Source organism: Pseudomonas sp. M5 (genome assembly GCF_016907075.1).
Classification (GTDB): Bacteria; Pseudomonadota; Gammaproteobacteria; order Pseudomonadales; family Pseudomonadaceae; genus Aquipseudomonas; species Aquipseudomonas putida_E.
Genome location: NZ_JAFBBH010000001.1, coordinates 2,019,522 through 2,039,821, shown reverse-complemented (window position 1 = coordinate 2,039,821; position 20,300 = coordinate 2,019,522). Strand labels below are relative to the sequence as shown.

The window sequence follows — 20,300 nt, the reverse complement described above, 5'->3', positions numbered from 1 at the left end:
CGAATTCATGTCTTTCAATATCGGCCTTAGCGGTCTGTACGCAGCCAACAAGCAGCTGGACGTTACCGGCAACAACATCGCCAACGTCAACACCACTGGCTTCAAATCCTCGCGTGCCGAGTTCGCCGACGTCTATGCCGGCGCCAATCGCCTGGGTGTGGGCAAGAACCAGGTCGGCAACGGCGTGCGTCTGGCGGCGATCTCGCAGCAGTTCTCCCAGGGTGACGTCAATAACACGGGTAACGTGCTGGACATGGGTATCCAGGGTCAGGGCTTTTTCGTCCTCTCCGACAACGGCTCGCGCGTCTACACCCGTGCCGGTGCTTTCCAGGCCGACAAGAACAACTTCGTGGTCACCTCTGATGGCCTGCGCCTGCAAGGCTACGCTGCCGATGCCAATGGCAAGATCCAGAAGGGTGTGCTGTCTGACCTGCAGATCGACACCTCGGCACTGCAGCCCAAGGCCACCACGTTGATCGACCAAGGCATCAACCTGAATTCGTCGGCCACCGACATTCCGTTGGAAATCGATGATGGCACGGGCGCCATGGTGCCGAACCTGCCGTTCGATCCTGCCGACGAGACGACCTATTCCAAGTCGTTCCCGACCAAGGTGTACGACAGCCAGGGTAACGAGCACACCATGGAGCAGTTCTACCGCAAAACCGGTACGAACGAATGGACCATGTACACGTTGGTCGACGGTCGTAACCCGTTCGATCCTGCTTCCACCACGCCGCTGACCGGCACCATCAGTTTCAGCAGCGATGGTTCTGTCAGCAGCATGACTGCCGATAACACAGGGCACCCGGCGGGTGCATCGTTCACCGTGACCAACAACACCTTCACCATGACTGGTTGGGTGCCGGCGGTGGAAGATGCGGCGGGCAACTGGGCGTCCAATGGCGCTGCCGGCAACGCCGACGGCATGAAACTGTCGATGAACAGCACCACGTCCTACAACACCGAGACCGCGCGCATGTCGCAGTCCCAGGATGGCTACGCCACCGGTATCCTCTCGAGCCTGAGCATCGACTCCACTGGTGTGCTGTTCGCCAGCTTCAGCAACCAGCAGTCGCGCGCCATTGGCCAGGTGGCACTGGCCAGTTTCGCCAACGAGCAGGGGCTGCAGCAGATCGGTGGCACCCGCTGGACCGAAACCTTCTCTTCCGGCATTCCCGGCATCGATGAGCCCAAGACCGGTACGCTGGGTAGCGTCGAGTCCAATGCGCTGGAGGCTTCGAACGTCAACCTGACCCAGGAGCTGGTCGAGCTGATCAAGGCGCAGAGCAATTACCAGGCGAACGCCAAGACCATCTCCACCGAAAGCACCATCATGCAGACCATCATTCAGATGACTTGATGGTCGCGGGTTAATGGTGTGAAGGCGAACCCCTTTGTCGTGAAGGGGTTTGTCGTTTTTGCAGGAGTGTTTCATGAAAAGGTTGCTTGTCGCGTTGCTCGCTGCCTTCTGCCTGTATCAGGCGCAGGCCGGTACTGCGCCCTGGTGGCGCTGGGAAAGCCAGGTGGATGGGCGCTTGGTGTGCTCTCAATGGTCGCCGGGGGATGGCTGGAAGCGTTTTGCCGGGCCTTACAACAATGGCGGTTGCCGCGATCGGTGATTGCCTGCACCGGCCTCATCGCCGGCAATCCGGCTCCCACAGGGTTCTGAGCTGCGGATATCGCGGGAGCCGGCTTGCCGGCGATGAGGCCGGTGCAAGCACCTGCTTTGCCGCTACCGGCAACCCGGCGCCGGATAACCGGCGTTCTCATGGTCGGCAGCTCCCCTCAAAGCCTGTATTTACGGGCTATTCCACGATTTCAAAAAGTTGGTTCGGAACTTGCTTGAGTGCCTGCACAGCAACGGCGAGCGGCAAGCAATCGCCAGTGCAGCGGAGGATGACTGTGGACAAGATGCTTTATGTGGCCATGACCGGTGCCAGCCAGAACGCGCTGGCGCAGAAGGCCCATGCCAACAACCTGGCGAACATTTCCACCAATGGTTTCCAGCGTGACCTGGAGCAGGCGCGCTCGATGCCGGTGTTTGGTGACAGCTTTCCGTCGCGGGCGTATGCCATGACCGAGCGTCCTGCCACCGACTTCAGTGAAGGGCCCATGGTCGAGACCGGGCGTGACCTGGACGTGGCGGTGGCGGGGCAGGGCTTCATTGCCGTGCAGGCCCCCGATGGCAGCGAAGCCTACGTGCGTACCGGTAGCCTGAACATCGATGCCCTCGGCGTGCTGCGCGCCGGCAATGGCATGCCGGTGATCGGCAACGGCGGCCCGATCGCCATTCCGCCAGAGCAGAAGGTCGAAGTCGGCGCTGACGGCACCATCAGCATCCGCTCCATGGGTGAAGACCCGCGGGTGATGGCTGAAGTCGACCGGATCAAGCTGGTCAACCCGGACACCAAAGGCCTGACCAAGGGCCTGGACGGGCTGATCCACACCGCCAGCGGCCAGCCGGCTGCTGCCGACGTCAACGTCAAGGTCGTATCGGGCTTCCTGGAGGGCAGCAACGTCAATGCCGTCGAAGAGATGACGTCGGTGCTGGCGCTTTCTCGCCAATTCGAACTGCACGTGAAAATGATGAACGCGGCCAAGGAAGGCGACGAAGCCATGGCGCGTGTTTTGCAACTCGGCTAACCACACTTGAACGGGTGCCGTAAAACAGGCGCACGAGGAGAATACTGATGCTTCCGGCTCTTTGGGTCGCTAAAACCGGCCTGTCCGCCCAGGACACCAACCTGACGGTCATTTCCAACAACCTGGCCAACGTGTCGACCACCGGCTTCAAGCGTGACCGCGCCGAGTTCCAGGACCTGCTGTACCAGATCAAACGCCAGCCAGGCGCGCAGTCCACCCAGGACAGCGAACTGCCGTCGGGCCTGCAGGTCGGTACCGGTGTGCGCATCGTCGGCACTCAGAAAAACTTCCAGACCGGCAGCCTGCAGACCACCGAAAACCCGCTGGACATGGCGGTCAACGGCCGTGGTTTCTTCCAGGTGCTGCAGCCGGACGGAACGGTTTCGTATACCCGTGACGGTACCTTCCACCTGAACTCCGACGGCCAGATCGTCACCGCCAATGGTTTTGCGCTGGAGCCTGCGGTGGTCGTGCCGAACGACGCCCAGACCTTCACCGTCGGCCAGGACGGCACCGTGTCGATCACCACTGCGGGCAACCCGGCAGCGCAGGTGATCGGCAACATCCAGACCGCCGACTTCATCAACCCGGCCGGCCTGCAGGCGATCGGCGACAACCTGTTCCTGGAAACCGCTGCCAGTGGTGCCCCACAGGTCGGTACCCCAGGCCTGAACGGCTTCGGCACCACCCTGCAGCAGACCCTGGAAAACTCCAACGTCAGCACCGTGGAAGAGCTGGTGAACATGATCACCACTCAGCGCGCCTACGAGATGAACTCCAAGGTCATCTCCACCGCCGACCAGATGCTGTCGTTTGTCACCCAGCAGTTGTAAGCCCAAGTCCCTGTTACACCGTGAGGTAAGCGTCATGAATCGTCTGTTGTCCCTGTTCGCCCTGGGGGGGGCGGTGTTGCTGGCTGGTTGCGTCGCGCCGACGGCCAAGCCCAACGACCCGTACTACGCGCCGGTTTTGCCGCGCACCCCGTTGCCGGCAGCGGCCAACAACGGTTCGATCTACCAGGCCGGTTTCGAGCAGAACCTGTACAGCGACCGCAAGGCGTTCCGCGTCGGTGACATCATCACCATCACGCTCAACGAACGCACCTCGGCCAGCAAGAATGCCGGTTCGCAGATCCAGAAGGACAGCAGCGCCAACATCGGCCTGACCTCGCTGTTCGGTGCCACGCCGAGCACCAACAACCCGTTCGGCAGCGGCGATCTGTCGCTGGAAGCGGGCTACAGCGGTGAGCGCGCCACCAAGGGCGACAGCAAGGCTACCCAAGGCAATACGCTGACGGGTTCGGTCACTGTCACCGTCGCTGAAGTGCTGCCCAACGGCATCATCGCCGTGCGTGGTGAGAAGTGGATGACCCTGAACACCGGCGAAGAGCTGGTGCGCATCGCCGGCCTGATCCGCGCCGACGACATCGCCACCGACAACACAGTGCCGTCCACCCGTGTGGCCGATGCGCGCATCACCTATTCGGGTACCGGTTCCTTCGCCGACGCCAGCCAGCCTGGTTGGCTGGACCGTTTCTTCCTCAGCCCGCTTTGGCCCTTCTGAGTACGGATGAACATGTTCAACGTCAGGCAACTGATTGCCGCAACCTTGCTTCTGTCCTGTGCGTTCGGCGCCCATGCCGAGCGCCTGAAGGACATCGCCAGTATCTCGGGCGTGCGTTCCAACCAGTTGATCGGTTACGGCCTGGTGGTGGGGCTCAACGGCACGGGTGACCAGACCACCCAGACGCCATTCACCCTGCAGACGTTCAACAACATGCTGTCGCAGTTCGGCATCAAAGTGCCCGCCGGCTCCGGCAACGTGCAGCTGAAAAACGTCGCTGCGGTGTCGGTGCATGCCGACCTGCCGCCATTCGCCAAGCCCGGCCAGGTGGTGGACATTACCGTGTCCTCGATCGGCAACTCCAAGAGCCTGCGCGGCGGCAGCCTGCTGATGACGCCGCTCAAGGGTATCGACGGCAACGTCTATGCGATCGCCCAGGGCAACCTGGTGGTCGGCGGCTTCGATGCCGAAGGCCGCGATGGCTCGAAGATCACCGTCAACGTTCCGTCAGCTGGCCGTATCCCGGGTGGCGCTTCGGTGGAGCGTGCAGTACCGAGTGGTTTCAACCAGGGCAATAGTCTGACGTTGAACCTCAACCGGCCCGACTTCACCACCGCCAAGCGTATCGTCGACAAGGTCAACGAACTGCTGGGCCCAGGCGTGGCCCAGGCCGTGGATGGCGGCTCGGTGCGCGTCAGCGCGCCGATGGACCCGACTCAGCGTGTGGACTACCTGTCGATCCTTGAAAACCTGGAGATCGACCCGGGCCAGGCTGTTGCCAAGGTCATCATCAATTCGCGTACCGGCACCATCGTGATCGGCCAGAACGTCAAGGTCTCGCCGGCCGCGGTGACCCACGGCAGCCTGACCGTGACCATCACCGAAGACCCGATCGTCAGCCAGCCGGGGCCGTTCTCCAATGGTGAGACGGCCGTGGTGCCGCGCTCGCGGGTCAACGCGCAACAGGAAGCCAAGCCGATGTTCAAGTTCGGCCCGGGCACCACGCTGGATGAAATCGTCCGTGCGGTGAACCAGGTGGGCGCAGCGCCCAGCGACCTGATGGCCATCCTCGAAGCCCTGAAACAGGCCGGCGCCTTGCAGGCCGACCTGATCGTGATCTGAGGACGCCACGCATGAACTCGAAAAGCCTGGTTTCCAGCGCGGCCGACAGCGGCGCCTACACCGACCTCAATCGCCTGAGCTCGCTCAAGCACGGTGATCGCGACAGCGACGCCAACGTGCGCAAGGTGGCCCAGGAGTTCGAGTCGCTGTTCATCAGCGAAATGCTCAAGGCCTCGCGCAAGGCCAGTGATGTACTGGCCGATGACAACCCGATGAACAGCGCGACGGTCAAGCAGTACCGCGACATGTACGACCAGCAGCTGGCCGTGAGCATGTCCCGCGAGGGCGGCGGTATCGGCCTGCAGGACGTGCTGGTGCGCCAGCTGTCGAAGAACAAGAGCGCGCCGGTCAACACCAGCCCGTTCCCGCGTATCGAGGGCAGTGCGCCGGCGCTGTGGGGCAACAAGGTGGCCGAGCCGGTACATGCCGCACAGTCGGCTGCCAGCCGCAACGACGTTGCCGCGCTCAATTCACGGCGCCTGGCGTTGCCGGGCAAGCTGACCGACCGTTTGCTGGCCGGTATCGTGCCCTCGGCGGACACTCCGGCGGCAGCCACCAATACCGCCGCCGTGCCGGCCCGCGATGGGCAGCAGGTCGCGCAGAGCTTTGCCGTGCCCGAACGCGGCCTGCGCATCACCGGCCGTGCCGTGGCGCAGCCTCCTTTGGCGCCGAAAAAAGCGTTCGCCGACAGCGACGCGTTCGTCGCCACCATGCTGCCGATGGCCGAACAGGCCGCCAAGCGTATCGGTGTCGACCCGCGTTACCTGGTGGCCCAGGCCGCGCTGGAAACCGGTTGGGGCAAGTCGGTCATGCGCAACAGCGATGGCAGCAGCAGCCACAACCTGTTCGGCATCAAGGCCACGGGCAATTGGGAAGGCGATTCGGCGCGGGCGATCACCAGCGAGTTCCGTGACGGCCAGTTCGTCAAGGAGACGGCAGCGTTCCGCTCGTACGATTCCTACCAGGACAGCTTCCACGACCTGGTGAGCCTGCTGCAGAACAATTCCCGCTATCAAGAAGCGGTGAAGGCGGCCGATAAGCCAGAACAGTTCGTGCAAGAGTTGCAAAAGGCCGGGTACGCCACCGACCCGAATTACGCCAGCAAGATCTCGCAGATCGCAAGACAGATGAAGTCGTACGAGAGCTATGCATCGCTCGGTACCACAACACCACTTTAAGGGTATGGAAACATGGCGAGTTTGATCAACATTGGCATGTCGGGGTTGTCGGCCTCCCAGTCGGGTCTGCATACCACAGGCAACAACATCGCCAACGCCGATGTCGCCGGGTACTCCCGTCAGCAGAACATCCAGCGTGCCAAAGGCTCGCTCCAGGAAGGCCAGTTGTTCATGGGCACCGGTACCACGCTGGCGGATGTGCGCCGGGTGTACAACGCCTTCCTGGATGCACAGTTGCAGACCGCCACCTCGCTCAACAGTGACAGCACCGCCTACCTGAATCAGGTCACGCCGCTCAACAACTTGTTGTCTGACAGCAACACCGGTATCACTGGCGCGCTGACCAACTTCTTTTCTGCCTTGCAGAGCGCCGCCAACAAACCGACCGAAGATGCTTCCCGCCAGCTGTTGTTAAGCAATGCCGATGCGTTGGCCAATCGCTTCAACAGCCTGTCTGCCCAGTTCAAGGAGCAGAACACCAACATCAATGGCAACTTGAGCTCGATGACCGCCCGGATCAACGAGCTGACCTCCAGTATCGCGCAGTACAACGAGCAGATTTCCAAGGTTTCGGCAGTCAATGGTCAGCCCAACGACCTGCTCGATCAGCGCAACGAGGCCGTGCGCCAGCTCAATGAGTTGGTGGGCGTGCAAACCGTCGAGCGTGACGGCAATATCGACGTCTACCTGAAGAACGGCCAGTCACTGGTACTGGGCAAGACCACCAACAAGATGAGCGCTGAACCCAGCGCCACCGACCCTACGCAGTTTGCGATCAAGCTCGATCGTGGCAGCACCACCATGGACATCACCAACAGCATCACCGGTGGTGAAATGGGTGGGCTGTTGCGCTACCGGAGTGAAACCCTGGCGCCGGCCATGAACGAGCTGGGTCGTATCGCGCTGGTGGTGTCGCAGCAGATCAACTCGCAGCTCGGCCAAGGTATCGACAAGAACGGTGAGTTCGGCGCTGCTCTGTTTGGCGACATCAATAGCGACAAAGCCATGTCTGCGCGCAGCACTGCCAAGATTGGCAATGCTGGCGACGCCGCCCTGAACGTTGTCATCCGCGATACCGGCAAGCTGAGCACCAGTGACTATCAGGTGACGTTCGTTGGCCCGACCGCGGACAAGTTCCAGGTCAAGAAGCTGCCTGACGGCACGGACATGGGCACCTACAGCACCAACGACGACCCGGCACCGGTGATCGACGGTTTCAGCATCGACCTCAAGAGCGGTACTGCTGCAGTGGGGGACAGCTTCAAGATCACCCCGACCCGCAATGCCTCGGCAGAAATCGATGTGGTGCTTACCGACGCCAAGCGGCTGGCCTTGGCCGCACCGCTGACCGCCACATCCGGCAGCGGCAATACCGGTACCGGTGTCATCACCCAGCCGGTCCTGACCTCGGTGCTGGACATCGCCGACCCTGCCCAGCGTCTGGAGCTGCAAACCGGCATAAAGTATTCCACCCCGGTGCGCCTGGTGTTCGGTGACGAAACCACCTCACCGCAAACCTACGAAGCCTTCGATGCCAAGGGCAACAGTATTGGCACCGGCACCTTCATTCCGGGGCAAAGCAATACCCTGAAGCTCGATGTGCCAATGATCGATGCCTCGGGCAACCCGATCAATGACGCCAGCGGCGTCCAGAAGTCATTCAGCTTCGAGATGGATGTAGCCGGCTCGCCCAAGAATGGCGACAGCTTTACCGTATCGTTGACCGGCGCAGGCTCCTCGGACAACCGCAATGCACTGTCCCTGCAGGAGCTGCAGACCAAACAGACGATGGACATCGGTTCGACCAAGGGCATCAGCATTACCGATGCCTACGGCAAACTGGTGGAAAGTGTGGGTGCCCAGGCCAAGCAGGGCCAGATGGACACCCAGGCAACCGGCGTCATCCTTACCCAGGCTGCCGGTGCCCGTGATTCGTTGTCCGGCGTGCAGCTGGATGAAGAAGCCAGCAACCTGATCAAGTACCAGCAGTACTACACGGCCTCGTCGCAGATCATCAAGACGGCGCAGGACATCTTCAACACCCTGATCGCTGCGCTTTAAGGAGTATTGATCCATGCGTATTTCCACGGCCCAGTTCTACCAGACCAGCGCGGCGAACTACCAGCGCAACTATTCCAACCTGATCAAGACCAACGAAGAGGCCAGTTCCTTCGTCAGGGTCAATACCGCTGCCGATGATCCGGTGGGGGCTGCACGTCTGCTGCAGCTGGGTAATCAGGCAGACATGCTGGCCCAGTACAAGACCAACGCGACAAACATCACCAACTCGCTGAACCAGACCGAGACCACGCTCAATTCGATCAACACGATCCTGACGCGGGTCAACGAGCTGGCGATCGAGTCGGGTAATGCCGGCTACACCGACACCGAACGCAAGGCCAAGGCAGCCGAGCTGGGGCAGTTGGAAGACCAGCTGTTGAGCCTCATGAACAGCCGTGATGAGAACGGCCAGTACCTGTTTGCCGGTTCCAGTACCGACACCGCGCCGTTCGTGCGCAATGCCGATGGTACCTACTCTTATCAGGGTGACCAGACCCAGCTGGAGTTGCAGGTTGGTGACATGCTCAAGATGGCCGGCAACAGCTCTGGCTATAGCGTATTCGAGCAAGCCCTCAACACCAGCCGCACCGAAACCAGCCTGAGCGCCCCCGCGGTGGATGATGGCCGCGTGAAGCTGTCCAATGGGCAAGTGTCCGGCAGCGTCACGTACAACGATCGCTTCCGCAGTGGTCAGCCGTACACAGTCACCATGCTCAGCAGTACCGAGTTCAGCATCACCGACAGCTTGGGCAACGATGTGACCGCCGAGGCCACCCAGGGCGGTAAATTCGATCCCGATACCGTAGGCGGATCGATGATCAGCTTCCGTGGTGTGGACATGCGGCTGAACATCAACCTTCAGGACGGCGACGTTCCGGATGCAGCGGTGGCAGGTCATACCTTCACCCTGCAAAGCAAGCCCGATACCATCACTGCGACCCGTAGCCCGGGCAACCCGTCGAGTGCTCAGGTATCGTCGATCAGCATCACTGATCCGGCCCAGTACAAAGCGATGTTTCCCAATGGCGGTGCGGTCATCAAGTTCACCAGCGCCACGGACTTCGAACTCTATGCCCAACCGCTGACCGCTGACAGCCGCCCGGTGGCCAGTGGTGCCATGACTGGCAACGTCGCCTCGGCTGCCGGTGTGGACTTCACCTTCACCAGCACGCCCGCGCAGCAGTCCGGTGACCAGTACGTGGTGAACGTCGACAACCACCAGACCCAAAACGTTCTGGACACCGTCGCCCAGTTGCGTACGGCGTTGAGCAAGCCGATCGACGGCGACAACGCGGCCTACCAGCAACTGCGTGCAGACCTGGATTCGGCCATCGCCAATATCCAGAGCGGTCAGGACGCGCTCAACACGGCAGTCACCGATATCGGTGCCCGTGGCAAGGCGCTGGAAATCCAGCAAAACACCAACGAGAGTCTGAGCATTGCCAACAGCACCACGCAGTCGTCGATCCGTGACTCGGACCCTGCCACCGTGCTGGTCCGCCTTACCCAGCAGCAGACCTTGCTTCAGGCTTCGCAGGCGGCTTTCGCACGTGTCAGCCAGCTGAGCCTGTTCAACGCCATCGGTTAAGTGCGCCCGTCGCCTTCACCGCTTACCCCTCGGGTACGCGGTGAAGGCGCATTGATTTCCCCGTAGTATCGACTGTTCTGAATTCCCTGCGGGCAGTCATCGGTCGAGAGATTTCCTCGTGAACCCAGCCCCTCTAGTCAGCCTCGTCATTCCCGCCTGCAACCCCCGTTACTTCCGTACTGCTCTGGTCAGCGCCCTGGCTCAGGATTACGCAAACCTCGAAGTCATCGTCTGCGACGACAGCCCAGGTACGCAGATAGAGGCGGTGGTCGATGAGCTGCGCAGTCTTGCACGTCATCCACTGATTTACTTGCGTAACCCGCAACCGCTGGGTTTTGCCGGGAATCTGCAACACGGGCTGGAGCAGAGCCAGGGCGACTACATCAAGTTCCTCTGTGACGATGACCGCCTGATGGCCGATTGCGTGTCCAGCCAGGTGCGACTGTTCCAGGCCCATGACGATGTCAGCCTGGTCGCGGCCAGGCGCCACCTGGTCGATGCTGAAGATCACATTTTGCCGCAGCGTCTGGAAACCAGCCCGGTCACGTTTGGCGACACACTGTTCAACGGTGACGACCTGCTGGATTTCTTCGAGACCCGCCAGCTCAACTTCATCGGCGGGCTGAGCAGCGTGCTGGTGCGTACCCGCGATCTGCGTGAATTGCTGCCTGCGCTGGCGCCGGGCTTTGTGGCAATGCTCGATTTCGTGTTGTTCGTGTGCCTGCTGCGTCGCGGCCATCTGGGCGTGACCGCCGGGGTGCACTGTGTCGAGCGGGTTCATCCCGACCAACTGCGTCGCCAGAGCGATGTGAAGGCTGCCGCTACCAGTGAATCACAACACCTGCGCGACATGTTCGCCGCGCGCACTGCAGTACGTGAGCCGTTCTCCGGTTGGGTGCGGGTGCAAATCCTCCAGGGCGACGAGGGCGATACCCAGCGTATCTGGGAGAACCTGTTCCTGATCCATACCCTGCGCTGCTTGCAGGCGATCCAGGAATCTCATGTCGGCAGCGACAGCGACAGTTTTGCCGAGCTGTACAGCAAATGGCTGGCCTGCCGACAGGATCCGCTGGTGCTCGCGCGTCTGATGCGCCTTAGCGAGCACTGGCCAACTCGTCCGCGTATCGTGCCCGTGGTTATCGACAGCGAGGGTGATGCACAAGCTCTGCAGGTTACCCTGGACAGCATTGAGCGCCAGGCCTATGGCGCAGAGATGACGCTGGTATTGTCCAGCGCGCCGCTGCCAGGCGGCCCAGATGTTCGCAGGGTCCACCAGCCATTGCAGGCCGACTGGGCTGAACAACTGAACACGGCGTTTGACCAGTTGGGCGAGGTGGACTGGATCTACCTGCTGCGTGCTGGCGACCGGCTCAATGCCTTCAGCCTGATGCTCCTGGCCGAGCGGGTCGTATCGCGCCCGCAGATCGCCTGCTGCTATGGCGATGAGGGGGGCGTGCGGGATGAGGCGTCCGTAGAGCCGGTGTTCAAGCCCGACTTCAACCTCGATTTGATGCGTGGCTACCCCTATACCGGTCGCATGCTGGCGTTCTCGCTTGACGCCTTGCGGGCACTGGGCGGTTTCACGCCCGGATATCGCGAGCTGGCGCCGCACGATCTGCTCTGGCGTCTTGTGGAAAGCCGCGGCCCCCATGCCATCGAGCACATTCCGGAAGTGCTGGCCGAAAGCGCGTTCAGCTACGCTGCCTGGCTGTCTTCGCAGGCAGTGGTTGAGGAAAATCCGAAACTGCTGGATGCCCACCTCAGGCGCTTGGGCGTGACCTACCGGCTGCAGAACAGTGGCGGGGCAATCAACCAGGTCCGCTACCTGCACGCCACCCAGCCACTGGTAAGCCTGGTGATCAGTGCCCAGGACCAGTTGCCTGCCCTCGAGCGCTGCCTGGAAAGCGTGCTTGAGAAGACCGCCTACGGTCACTACGAAGTGCTGATTGTCGACAATGCCAGTCAAGGTGCCGAGACTCACGCCTGGCTCAGCGCCCTTCAACAGCTGGGCGAAGACAAGTTGCGGGTCCTGACGCTGGGCGAGCAGGCCAGCTTCGCCGCTGTGCAGAACCTTGCCGCGCAACACGCCCGGGGTGAATACCTGCTGATGCTGAGCCCGTTCGCTGTGGTCACCGAGCCAGACTGGCTCGACGCACTGCTCAGCCATGGCCAGCGCCCTGAAGTCGGAGCGGTGGGTGCCAAGCTCTGCAACGCCCACGGTCTGATCGTGCATGCGGGCGGCGTGCTGGGCCTGCGTGGCGCCGTGGGGTCGCCGTTCGTGGGCGAGCCGATGGAGGCGGGCGGTTACATGCAGCGCTTGCAAGTGGCGCAGAATTATTCTGCTGTCGGGGCTGATTGCCTGTTGGTGCGCAAAGAGCTGTTCCTGTCGTTGGGCGGGCTCAATGAAAGCGTCTTCAGCCTGGCCTTCAGCGATATCGACCTGGGCCTGCGCCTGGGCGAAGCCGGGTACCTTGTGGTGTGGGCGCCGGATGCCCGGCTGGTACTGGACCCGCCAGCGCCGGCGGCGATCGATGCGCAGGCTGAAGCCGAGCGCCAGGCCCGGCTGGCGCAGCAGCATGATGCCTTCTTCAAGGCTTGGATGCCGGTGGTAGCGCGTGACCCCGCTTACAATATCAACCTGTCCCTGAACGGCTCCAGCTTCTGCCTGGATCCGGGCCTCAAGGCCGCCTGGACGCCTTTCGTCAGCCGTCCACTGCCCCATGTGCTGGCGTTGCCAATGAACAAGACTGCGGTCGGGCATTACCGGGTGATCCAGCCGCTGGTCGAGCTGGAGAAGGCTGGCTGGGTGACCCAGCAGCAGTACTTCGAGATACCGAGCAACGTCGAGCTGGAACGCAGCTCGCCGGATGTGGCAATTCTGCAGGGGCGTTATACCGAAGGGTTCGTCAAGGAGATCGAGCGCCTCAAGACCTTCTCCAAGGGCTTTTGCATCTACGAGCTGGACGACTACGTGATTGATGTGCCGAAGAAGAACGGGCACCTCAAGCACACGCCAAAAGATCTGGAAAAATCCCTGCGCCGAGGTATCGAACGCTGTGATCGGCTGGTGGTGTCGACCCAGGCGCTGGCGGATGCCCTGCATGACACCCATAGCGATATCCGGGTAATGCCGAACATGCTGGCCGAGCAGCTCTGGGCCGGTTTGCGTAGCCAGCGCCGCAGCGCGCGCAAGCCGCGGGTGGGTTGGGGCGGTGGCACCAGCCATACCGGCGACCTGGAAGTGATTGCCGAGGTGGTCAAGACCTTGGCGAACGAAGTCCAATGGGTGTTCTTCGGTATGTGTCCGCCGGCATTGCGGCCCTACATCAGCGAGTTCCATCCGCCGGTGCCGCTGGAGCTGTACCCGGCCAAGCTCGCCAGCCTGAACCTGGACCTGGCCTTGGCGCCACTGGAGTATCACATCTTCAATGACTGCAAGAGCAACTTGCGCTTGCTGGAATACGGCGCGTGCGGGTACCCGGTGATCGTCACCGATACCCGTGCCTATGAAGGCTACTTGCCGTGCACGCGGATCAAGACCAACAGCACCGCCGAGTGGCTGGAGGCGATCCGCATGCACCTGGCGGACCCTGACGAAAGTTTCCGCCAAGGCGACCGTCTGAAGCAGGAAGTGCTGCGTGACTATGTGCTGCGCGAAGAGCACGTTCAGCATTGGTACAGCGGCTGGATGCCGGGCTGACTGCGGGGTGTATGGGCGACACCAGTAAAACGCCTTCTGGCGCGTTTCCTGCAAGCCCCCCGTCATATCGCCATAAATCGTGCAGCCACACGACTTATGGCCGGTGACGAACACGAGGGGACGACATGAAGGCGGTAATTCTGGCGGGTGGACTGGGCACGCGTATCAGCGAAGAGTCTCACCTCAAGCCCAAACCCATGATCGAAATCGGTGGGAAGCCAATTCTCTGGCACATCATGAAGCAGTACTCGGCTCACGGCATCCACGACTTCGTGATCTGCCTGGGCTACAAGGGCTACGCGATCAAGGATTTCTTCGCCAACTACTTCCTGCACACCTCGGACGTCACCTTCGACATGCGCGAAAACCGCATGGACGTGCACCAGAACTACAGCGAGCCATGGCGCGTGACCCTGGTCGACACCGGTGAAGAAACCATGACCGGTGGCCGCCTGCGCCGCGCCGCTCGCTACCTTGAGGGCGAAGATGCCTTCTGTTTCACCTACGGGGACGGTGTTTCGGACCTGAACATCGGCGCCCTGGTGGATTTCCACCTGGCCCACGGCAAACTCGCCACCGTTACTGCGGTACAGCCTCCTGGCCGCTACGGCGCGCTGGCACGCGACGGCGACAGCGTCACCGGTTTCGTCGAAAAGCCCCGTGGTGACGGTGGCTGGATCAACGGTGGCTTCTTCGTGCTTTCGCCCAAGGTGCTCGACTACATCGCCAACGATCAGACTTCCTGGGAGTCGGAGCCGCTTGCCTGCCTGGCCGCTGAGTCGCAACTGAACGCCTTTGAGCATGATGGCTTCTGGCATCCAATGGATACGCTGCGTGACAAGAACCATCTGGAACAACTCTGGCAAAGCGGGGAGGCTCCATGGAAGCAGTGGGCCTGAGTCCAGCGTTCTGGCAGGGCAAGCGTGTTCTGCTCACCGGTCACACGGGTTTCAAAGGCAGTTGGCTGGCGCTCTGGTTGCATGAGCTCGGCGCTCAGGTCACAGGCTTCGCGCTGGACCCTGGCACCGAACCAAGCCTGTTCGAACTTGCCCAGGTCGGCAGCGACATTGCCGACGTGCGCGGCGACCTGCGCGACCTCGGCGCGCTGCTTGAAGCTGTGGCCCAGGCCCAGCCGGAAATCGTCCTGCACCTGGCGGCTCAGCCACTGGTGCGCGAGGCCTACCGTGACCCGCTAGGTACCTATTCCAGCAACGTGATGGGCACCCTTAACCTGCTTGAAGCGGTGCGCCAGGTTGGCGGGGTGCGTGCGTGCGTCCTGGTCACCACCGACAAGGTCTATGCCAACCAGGAATGGCCCTGGCCGTACCGCGAGAACGAGGCCCTGGGCGGGCATGACCCGTACAGCAGCAGCAAGGCCTGCTGCGAGCTGCTGGCGCAGTCCTATGCCGCGTCATTCTTCCCGGCCGCCGAGCACGCAGAACATGGCGTGGCCCTGGCCACCGCGCGCGCCGGCAACGTGCTGGGCGGTGGAGACTTTGCCGCAGAGCGGCTTGTACCCGATGTGCTCAAGGCTTGGTCGGCCGGGTCGCCGGTCACCCTGCGCTACCCGCAGGCCGTGCGCCCCTGGCAGCACGCCCTGGAACCGCTGGCCGGCTACCTGCAGTTGGCCGAGCGCCTGTATACCCAGGGGCCGGCCTGCGCCGGTGCGTGGAACTTCGGCCCGAGCGAAGGCGACATGTGCAGCGTCGGTGAGGTGGTCGACCGCCTGGCCCGGCAATGGCCGCAGGCACCAGGGGTGCGGGTCGAGCCAAGCGAGTTGCATGAAGCCGGGTTGCTACGCCTGGACAGCTCTCGCGCCCGCCAGGTGCTGGGCTGGCGTACACGCTGGTCGTTGCACGAATGCCTGCAGCACACGCTCGACTGGCACCTGGCGTGGCAGCGTGGCGACAACATGCGCGCCGTCACGCTGCACCAGCTGAACCTGTACACGGAGTTGCCGTGACTGATCTGCTGCTGCAAGCCTTGCCACTGGGTGGCCTGTTCAGTGTCCAGCACAAGCGCCATGGCGATGCCCGCGGGCAGTTCGCGCGGCTGTTCTGCGAATCCAGCCTGGGCGCCCTGGGTGCGCCGTTCCATGTGCGCCAGATCAACCACTCGCACACTCAGGGCTCAGGTAGCGTACGTGGCCTGCACTACCAGACCGGCGACACCCCGGAGGCCAAGCTGATCACCTGCCTGCGCGGTGAGGTGTGGGACGTGGCAGTGGACCTTCGCGAAGGCTCGCCAACCTTCCTGCACTGGCACGCCGAGCACTTGCGGGCCGGCGATGGCCGCAGCCTGTTGATACCGGCCGGCTTTGCCCATGGTTTCCAGGTGCTGAGCGAGGATGCCGAGCTGCTTTACCTGCACAGTGCCGACTATGCGCCGGGCCGCGAAGGCGGGCTGTCGGTACTCGATCCGAAATTGGCCATCTGTTGGCCGCTCGCTGTCAAGAATCTGTCGGCCCGGGATGCCGCTCATCCCTGGCTGGACCTGTCGTTTACCGGAGTGCGTCCATGAACTGCCGTGGCTGTGGTACCTGCCTGAGCCTGCCCCTGATCGACCTTGGCACTGCGCCGCCGTCCAACGCCTACCTGCGCGCTGACCAACTGGCCGCGGCCGAGGCCTGGGTGCCGCTTAAAGTGGCGGTGTGTGAGCAGTGCTGGCTGGTGCAGACCGAGGATTACACCCGCGCCGAGACGCTGTTCGATGCCGACTATGCGTATTTCAGCTCCTATTCCAGTTCGTGGCTGGCCCATGCCCGCGACTATGTCGGGCAGATGGTCGAGCGTTTCGGCCTGAACGGCGAGAGCCGGGTGGTGGAAATCGCCGCCAATGACGGTTATCTGTTGCAGTATGTGGCCGAGCGCGGCATTCCGTGCCTAGGTGTCGAACCCACCCGAAGCACTGCGCAGGCGGCCCGGGAGAAAGGGCTGCAGATTCGTGAGGTGTTCTTCGGCGAACAGGCCGCCCGTGACCTGGCGAGTGAAGGTTGGTCGGCTGACCTGATGGCCGCCAACAACGTGCTCGCCCACGTGCCGGACATCAACGATTTTCTGCGCGGTTTCGCGACCCTGCTCAAAGCCGATGGTGTGGCCACTTTCGAGTTTCCGCACCTGCTGCGCCTGATGGCCGAGCAGCAGTTCGATACCCTTTACCATGAGCACTACTCCTACCTGTCGCTTACGGCGGTCAACACGCTCTGTGCTCGCAACGGCCTGGTGATCTTCGATGTCAGCGAATTGCCGACCCATGGCGGATCGTTGCGGGTTTTCGTGCAGCGCGCCGATGGCCCGCGCCCACGCCAGGCCAGTGTCGACGACCTGCTTGGCATCGAGGCGCGGGTCGGTGTCAGCACGGCGGCGTTCTACAGCACCCTTGCACCGGCGGCGCAGCGGATCAAGCACCAGCTGCTGCGCTTCCTGTTGCAGGCCAAGGCCGAAGGCAAGCGAGTGGTTGGCTATGGCGCCGCAGCAAAGGGCAACACCCTGTTCAACTACGCAGGCGTGAAGCCCGACCTGCTGGCCTGGGTGGCCGACGCCAACCCGCACAAGCAGGGCAAGTTCCTGCCGGGCAGCCGAATTCCCGTGGTCGCCCCCGAGCGCCTGGCCATCGAGCGGCCGGACTATGTGCTGGTACTGCCGTGGAACCTGCTCAAGGAAGTCAGCGAGCAGCAGGCGCACATCCGCGAATGGGGTGGGCGCTTTGTGATCGCCGTGCCTGAGCTGACCGTCCTGTGACCGCGATGAAGGTGCTTGTCACCGGTGCCACAGGCTTTGTGGGCCGGCATCTGGTCGCCGCCTTGCTGGCGCGCGGGCACCGGGTGCGTGCGCTGGCACGTCGGCTGGAGCCGGCTCAAGCCATGCGGTGGTTCGGCCAGGTCGATTTCGTCGCCGCCGATCTGCATGACCCGCAGCTGGACGTCAATCAGTTGTGCGATGGCATCGATGCGCTGGTGCACCTGGCCTGGCCAGGCCTGCCGAATTATCAAGGGCTGTTCCACCTGGAGCGCAACTTGATGGCTGACTATGCCTTCATCAAGCGTGCCGTCGCAGCCGGTGTCGGCCAGGTGCAGGTGGCCGGCACCTGTTTCGAATACGGCCTGCGCAATGGCGCGCTGGACGAGGCGCTGGACTGCCAGCCGGCCAACCCTTATGGGCTGGCCAAGCACAGCTTGCGCCTGTTCCTCGAAAGCCTGGCCCGCCAGCAACCGTTCAACCTGCAGTGGGTGCGCTTGTTCTACCTGTTTGGCGAGGGGCAAAACCCAGGCAGCCTGCTGGCAGCCTTGGACCGCGCAATCGACCAGGGGCAGCCGCATTTCGACATGTCAGGTGGCGAGCAACTGCGCGACTACCTTGCCATCGAAAGCGCCAGTACATACCTGGCCGACCTGCTCGGGCAGCGCGATTTCAGCGGCGTGGTCAATTGCTGCAGCGGCCAGCCGATATCGGTACGCAAGCTGGTGGAAGCCCGCATCGCCGAGCGCAACGCCACCCTTGCGCTGAATCTTGGCCATTACCCTTATCCTGCCCACGAACCCATGGCGTTCTGGGGCGATGCCCGCAAGTTGCAGGCTCTGCTGGGAGCACGCCATGAAACATGAGTTGTATCGCGCTACCGGCCTGCCGGTGCTGCAGAACCGCACATTCGCCGATGCCCAGTCGGCCCGTACCTCTGCCTGCGCCGAGATGCGTCTGGTGCAGGACAGCCGCACCGGGTTGGTCTACAACGACGCTTTCGATGCCGACAAGCTCAGCTACGACAGCGACTATCAGAACGAGCAGGCGCATTCGGCGCGCTTCCAGCGCCACCTGGACGATGTCGAAGGTGTCATCGCCCGCCACTTCAAGGGCCAGCGTCTGATCGAAGTGGGCTGTGGCAAAGGCTGGTTCCTCGAACTGTTGCGCGAGCGCGGCTATGCCGTCACCGGCATCGACCCTGCCTACGAGGGCGACAACCCGGACGTGGTCAAAGCGCCCTTCACCCGTGAGTTGAACCGCCAGGCCGAAGCCATCGTGTTGCGCCATGTGCTCGAGCACATTCAGGACCCGGTCACGTTCCTTGCCGCCATCGCCGATGCCAACGGCGGGGCAGGGCAGATATACATCGAAGTGCCCTGCCTGGACTGGATCATCGAGCACAAGGCCTGGTTTGACCTGTTCTACGAGCATGTCAATTACTTCCGCCTGGCCGACCTGCGCCGCTTGTTCGGTACGGTCGCCGAGGCCGGTCACCTGTTCGATGGCCAGTACCTGTACATCGTTGCCGACCTTGCCAGCCTGCGCACCACGCTCGAGCCCGTGCCGCCGCTGTCGTTGCCGGCAGATTTCAGTGCCAGCCTGCAGCATGCCGCACGTCTGGTGCGCCGCGATGCCGGACGTGGTTCGGCGATCTGGGGCGCATCGTCCAAGGGCGTGATCTATTCGCTGTTCCTGCAGCGTGCCGGGGCTCCGGTGGACCAGGTTATCGACATCAATCCTGCCAAGCAGGGTCGCTACCTGCCGTTAAGTGGCGCGCGGGTGTCATCGCCGCAAGAGGCGATGCAAAGCCTGCCGGATGGCGCCCACCTGTTCGTGATGAATTCCAATTACCTCGAGGAAATCCGCCGCATGACCGATGGCCGTTTTGTCTATCACGCCGTCGACAATGCCGATTTCACCGACCAGCCAACCGAGTAAAGAACCATGACCGACACGCCGATCAAAGCCTTCGAAGCCGAGTGCAACGCGCAGATCGCCTCCCAGGGCGAAGACAAGGAGCTGCAGCAACTGTCTCGCGACTTCTTCAACAAGTCCGCCGAGCACAAGTACAGCTACCATTTTTCGTGGATGGGCCGGCCGATCATCCAGTTGCCCCAGGACATGATGGCGATGCAGGAGATCGTCTGGCAGGTCAAGCCTGACCTGATCATCGAGTGCGGCATCGCTCACGGCGGTTCGATCCTCTACTACGCCTCCCTGCTGGAGCTGCAGGGCCATGGCGAAGTGCTTGGCATCGACATCGACATCCGCCCGCACAACCGCCAGGCCATCGAGGCGCACCCGATGAGCAAGCGCGTGCGCATGATCGAAGGCTCGAGCATCGATGCCGAGATCGCCGGGCAGGTCAGGGCGCTCGCCGAAGGCAAGAAGGTCATCCTGGTGCTCGACTCCAACCACACGCATGAGCACGTGCTCAAGGAGCTGGAGCTGTATGCGCCGCTGGTGGCCGTGGGCAGTTACTGCGTGGTGATGGACACCGTGGTCGAGGACATGCCGGCAGACTTCTTCCCCGATCGCCCGTGGGGGCCTGGCGACAACCCCAAGACCGCAGTTTGGGAATACCTCAAGGGTAACGACAGCTTCGAAATCGACTATCAGCTGCAGAACAAGCTGCTGGTCACCGTGGCACCGGACGGCTACCTGCGCCGGGTTCGCTGAGACATTCAACAGAGTTCGATTTC

Annotated in this window: 17 protein-coding genes; all 17 read left to right on the top strand. The window is 62.4% G+C overall.

The features are described 5' to 3' along the window. The first annotated feature begins 7 nt into the window (after nucleotides 1-7). The 17 genes from flgE to JOE27_RS09105 all read left to right on the top strand — a co-directional run bounded on the left by flgE (nucleotide 8) and on the right by JOE27_RS09105 (nucleotide 20,277). Nucleotides 8-1,363: a flagellar hook protein FlgE gene (flgE, locus tag JOE27_RS09185; RefSeq protein WP_204918584.1), complete on the top strand. Its 1,356-nt coding sequence runs from the start codon at nucleotides 8-10 to the stop codon at nucleotides 1,361-1,363. A 73-nt stretch (nucleotides 1,364-1,436) separates the two neighbouring features. Next, nucleotides 1,437-1,622, top strand: a complete 186-nt coding sequence (locus JOE27_RS09180; RefSeq protein WP_012315558.1) for a hypothetical protein — start codon at nucleotides 1,437-1,439, stop codon at nucleotides 1,620-1,622. Nucleotides 1,623-1,905: 283 nt separating this feature from the next. Next, nucleotides 1,906-2,646, top strand: coding sequence for a flagellar basal-body rod protein FlgF (flgF, locus tag JOE27_RS09175; RefSeq protein ID WP_119687563.1), 741 nt, complete (start codon nucleotides 1,906-1,908; stop codon nucleotides 2,644-2,646). Nucleotides 2,647-2,693: 47 nt separating this feature from the next. After that, entirely contained in the window at nucleotides 2,694-3,479 is a 786-nt protein-coding gene (gene flgG, locus JOE27_RS09170) for a flagellar basal-body rod protein FlgG (protein WP_012315556.1), read from the top strand. Nucleotides 3,480-3,513: 34 nt separating this feature from the next. Then, entirely contained in the window at nucleotides 3,514-4,209 is a 696-nt protein-coding gene (gene flgH, locus JOE27_RS09165; protein WP_115274174.1) for a flagellar basal body L-ring protein FlgH, read from the top strand. A 12-nt stretch (nucleotides 4,210-4,221) separates the two neighbouring features. After that, nucleotides 4,222-5,331, top strand: a complete 1,110-nt coding sequence (locus JOE27_RS09160; protein ID WP_046785428.1) for a flagellar basal body P-ring protein FlgI — start codon at nucleotides 4,222-4,224, stop codon at nucleotides 5,329-5,331. 11 nt (nucleotides 5,332-5,342) lie between these two features. Beyond that, nucleotides 5,343-6,509, top strand: coding sequence for a flagellar assembly peptidoglycan hydrolase FlgJ (flgJ, locus tag JOE27_RS09155; protein ID WP_119687562.1), 1,167 nt, complete (start codon nucleotides 5,343-5,345; stop codon nucleotides 6,507-6,509). A 12-nt stretch (nucleotides 6,510-6,521) separates the two neighbouring features. Continuing rightward, nucleotides 6,522-8,570: a flagellar hook-associated protein FlgK gene (flgK, locus tag JOE27_RS09150; protein WP_119687561.1), complete on the top strand. Its 2,049-nt coding sequence runs from the start codon at nucleotides 6,522-6,524 to the stop codon at nucleotides 8,568-8,570. Between the two features lie 13 nt (nucleotides 8,571-8,583). Then, nucleotides 8,584-10,158 (top strand): flagellar hook-associated protein 3, encoded by a 1,575-nt coding sequence (locus tag JOE27_RS09145; RefSeq protein ID WP_119687560.1) that lies wholly within the window; start codon nucleotides 8,584-8,586, stop codon nucleotides 10,156-10,158. Nucleotides 10,159-10,276: 118 nt separating this feature from the next. Continuing rightward, entirely contained in the window at nucleotides 10,277-13,858 is a 3,582-nt protein-coding gene (locus tag JOE27_RS09140) for a glycosyltransferase (protein WP_204918582.1), read from the top strand. Nucleotides 13,859-13,983: 125 nt separating this feature from the next. Continuing rightward, nucleotides 13,984-14,757 (top strand): glucose-1-phosphate cytidylyltransferase, encoded by a 774-nt coding sequence (gene rfbF / locus JOE27_RS09135; RefSeq protein ID WP_119687558.1) that lies wholly within the window; start codon nucleotides 13,984-13,986, stop codon nucleotides 14,755-14,757. Next, complete coding sequence (rfbG, locus tag JOE27_RS09130; RefSeq protein ID WP_174142101.1) at nucleotides 14,739-15,821, top strand: CDP-glucose 4,6-dehydratase; 1,083 nt, start codon at nucleotides 14,739-14,741, stop codon at nucleotides 15,819-15,821. The genes rfbF and rfbG overlap by 19 nt, the downstream gene beginning before the upstream one ends. After that, nucleotides 15,818-16,378: a dTDP-4-dehydrorhamnose 3,5-epimerase gene (rfbC, locus tag JOE27_RS09125; RefSeq protein ID WP_119687556.1), complete on the top strand. Its 561-nt coding sequence runs from the start codon at nucleotides 15,818-15,820 to the stop codon at nucleotides 16,376-16,378. Before rfbG ends, rfbC begins: the two co-directional genes overlap by 4 nt. Next, entirely contained in the window at nucleotides 16,375-17,598 is a 1,224-nt protein-coding gene (locus JOE27_RS09120; RefSeq protein ID WP_204918580.1) for a class I SAM-dependent methyltransferase, read from the top strand. Before rfbC ends, JOE27_RS09120 begins: the two co-directional genes overlap by 4 nt. 5 nt (nucleotides 17,599-17,603) lie before the next feature. Next, on the top strand, nucleotides 17,604-18,461 hold the full coding sequence (locus JOE27_RS09115) for an NAD(P)-dependent oxidoreductase (protein ID WP_204918578.1): 858 nt from the start codon (nucleotides 17,604-17,606) through the stop codon (nucleotides 18,459-18,461). Then, nucleotides 18,451-19,536, top strand: a complete 1,086-nt coding sequence (locus tag JOE27_RS09110) for a class I SAM-dependent methyltransferase (protein WP_119687553.1) — start codon at nucleotides 18,451-18,453, stop codon at nucleotides 19,534-19,536. The genes JOE27_RS09115 and JOE27_RS09110 overlap by 11 nt, the downstream gene beginning before the upstream one ends. A 6-nt stretch (nucleotides 19,537-19,542) precedes the next feature. Further along, nucleotides 19,543-20,277: a cephalosporin hydroxylase family protein gene (locus JOE27_RS09105; RefSeq protein ID WP_119687552.1), complete on the top strand. Its 735-nt coding sequence runs from the start codon at nucleotides 19,543-19,545 to the stop codon at nucleotides 20,275-20,277. The last annotated feature ends 23 nt before the right edge of the window (nucleotides 20,278-20,300 follow it).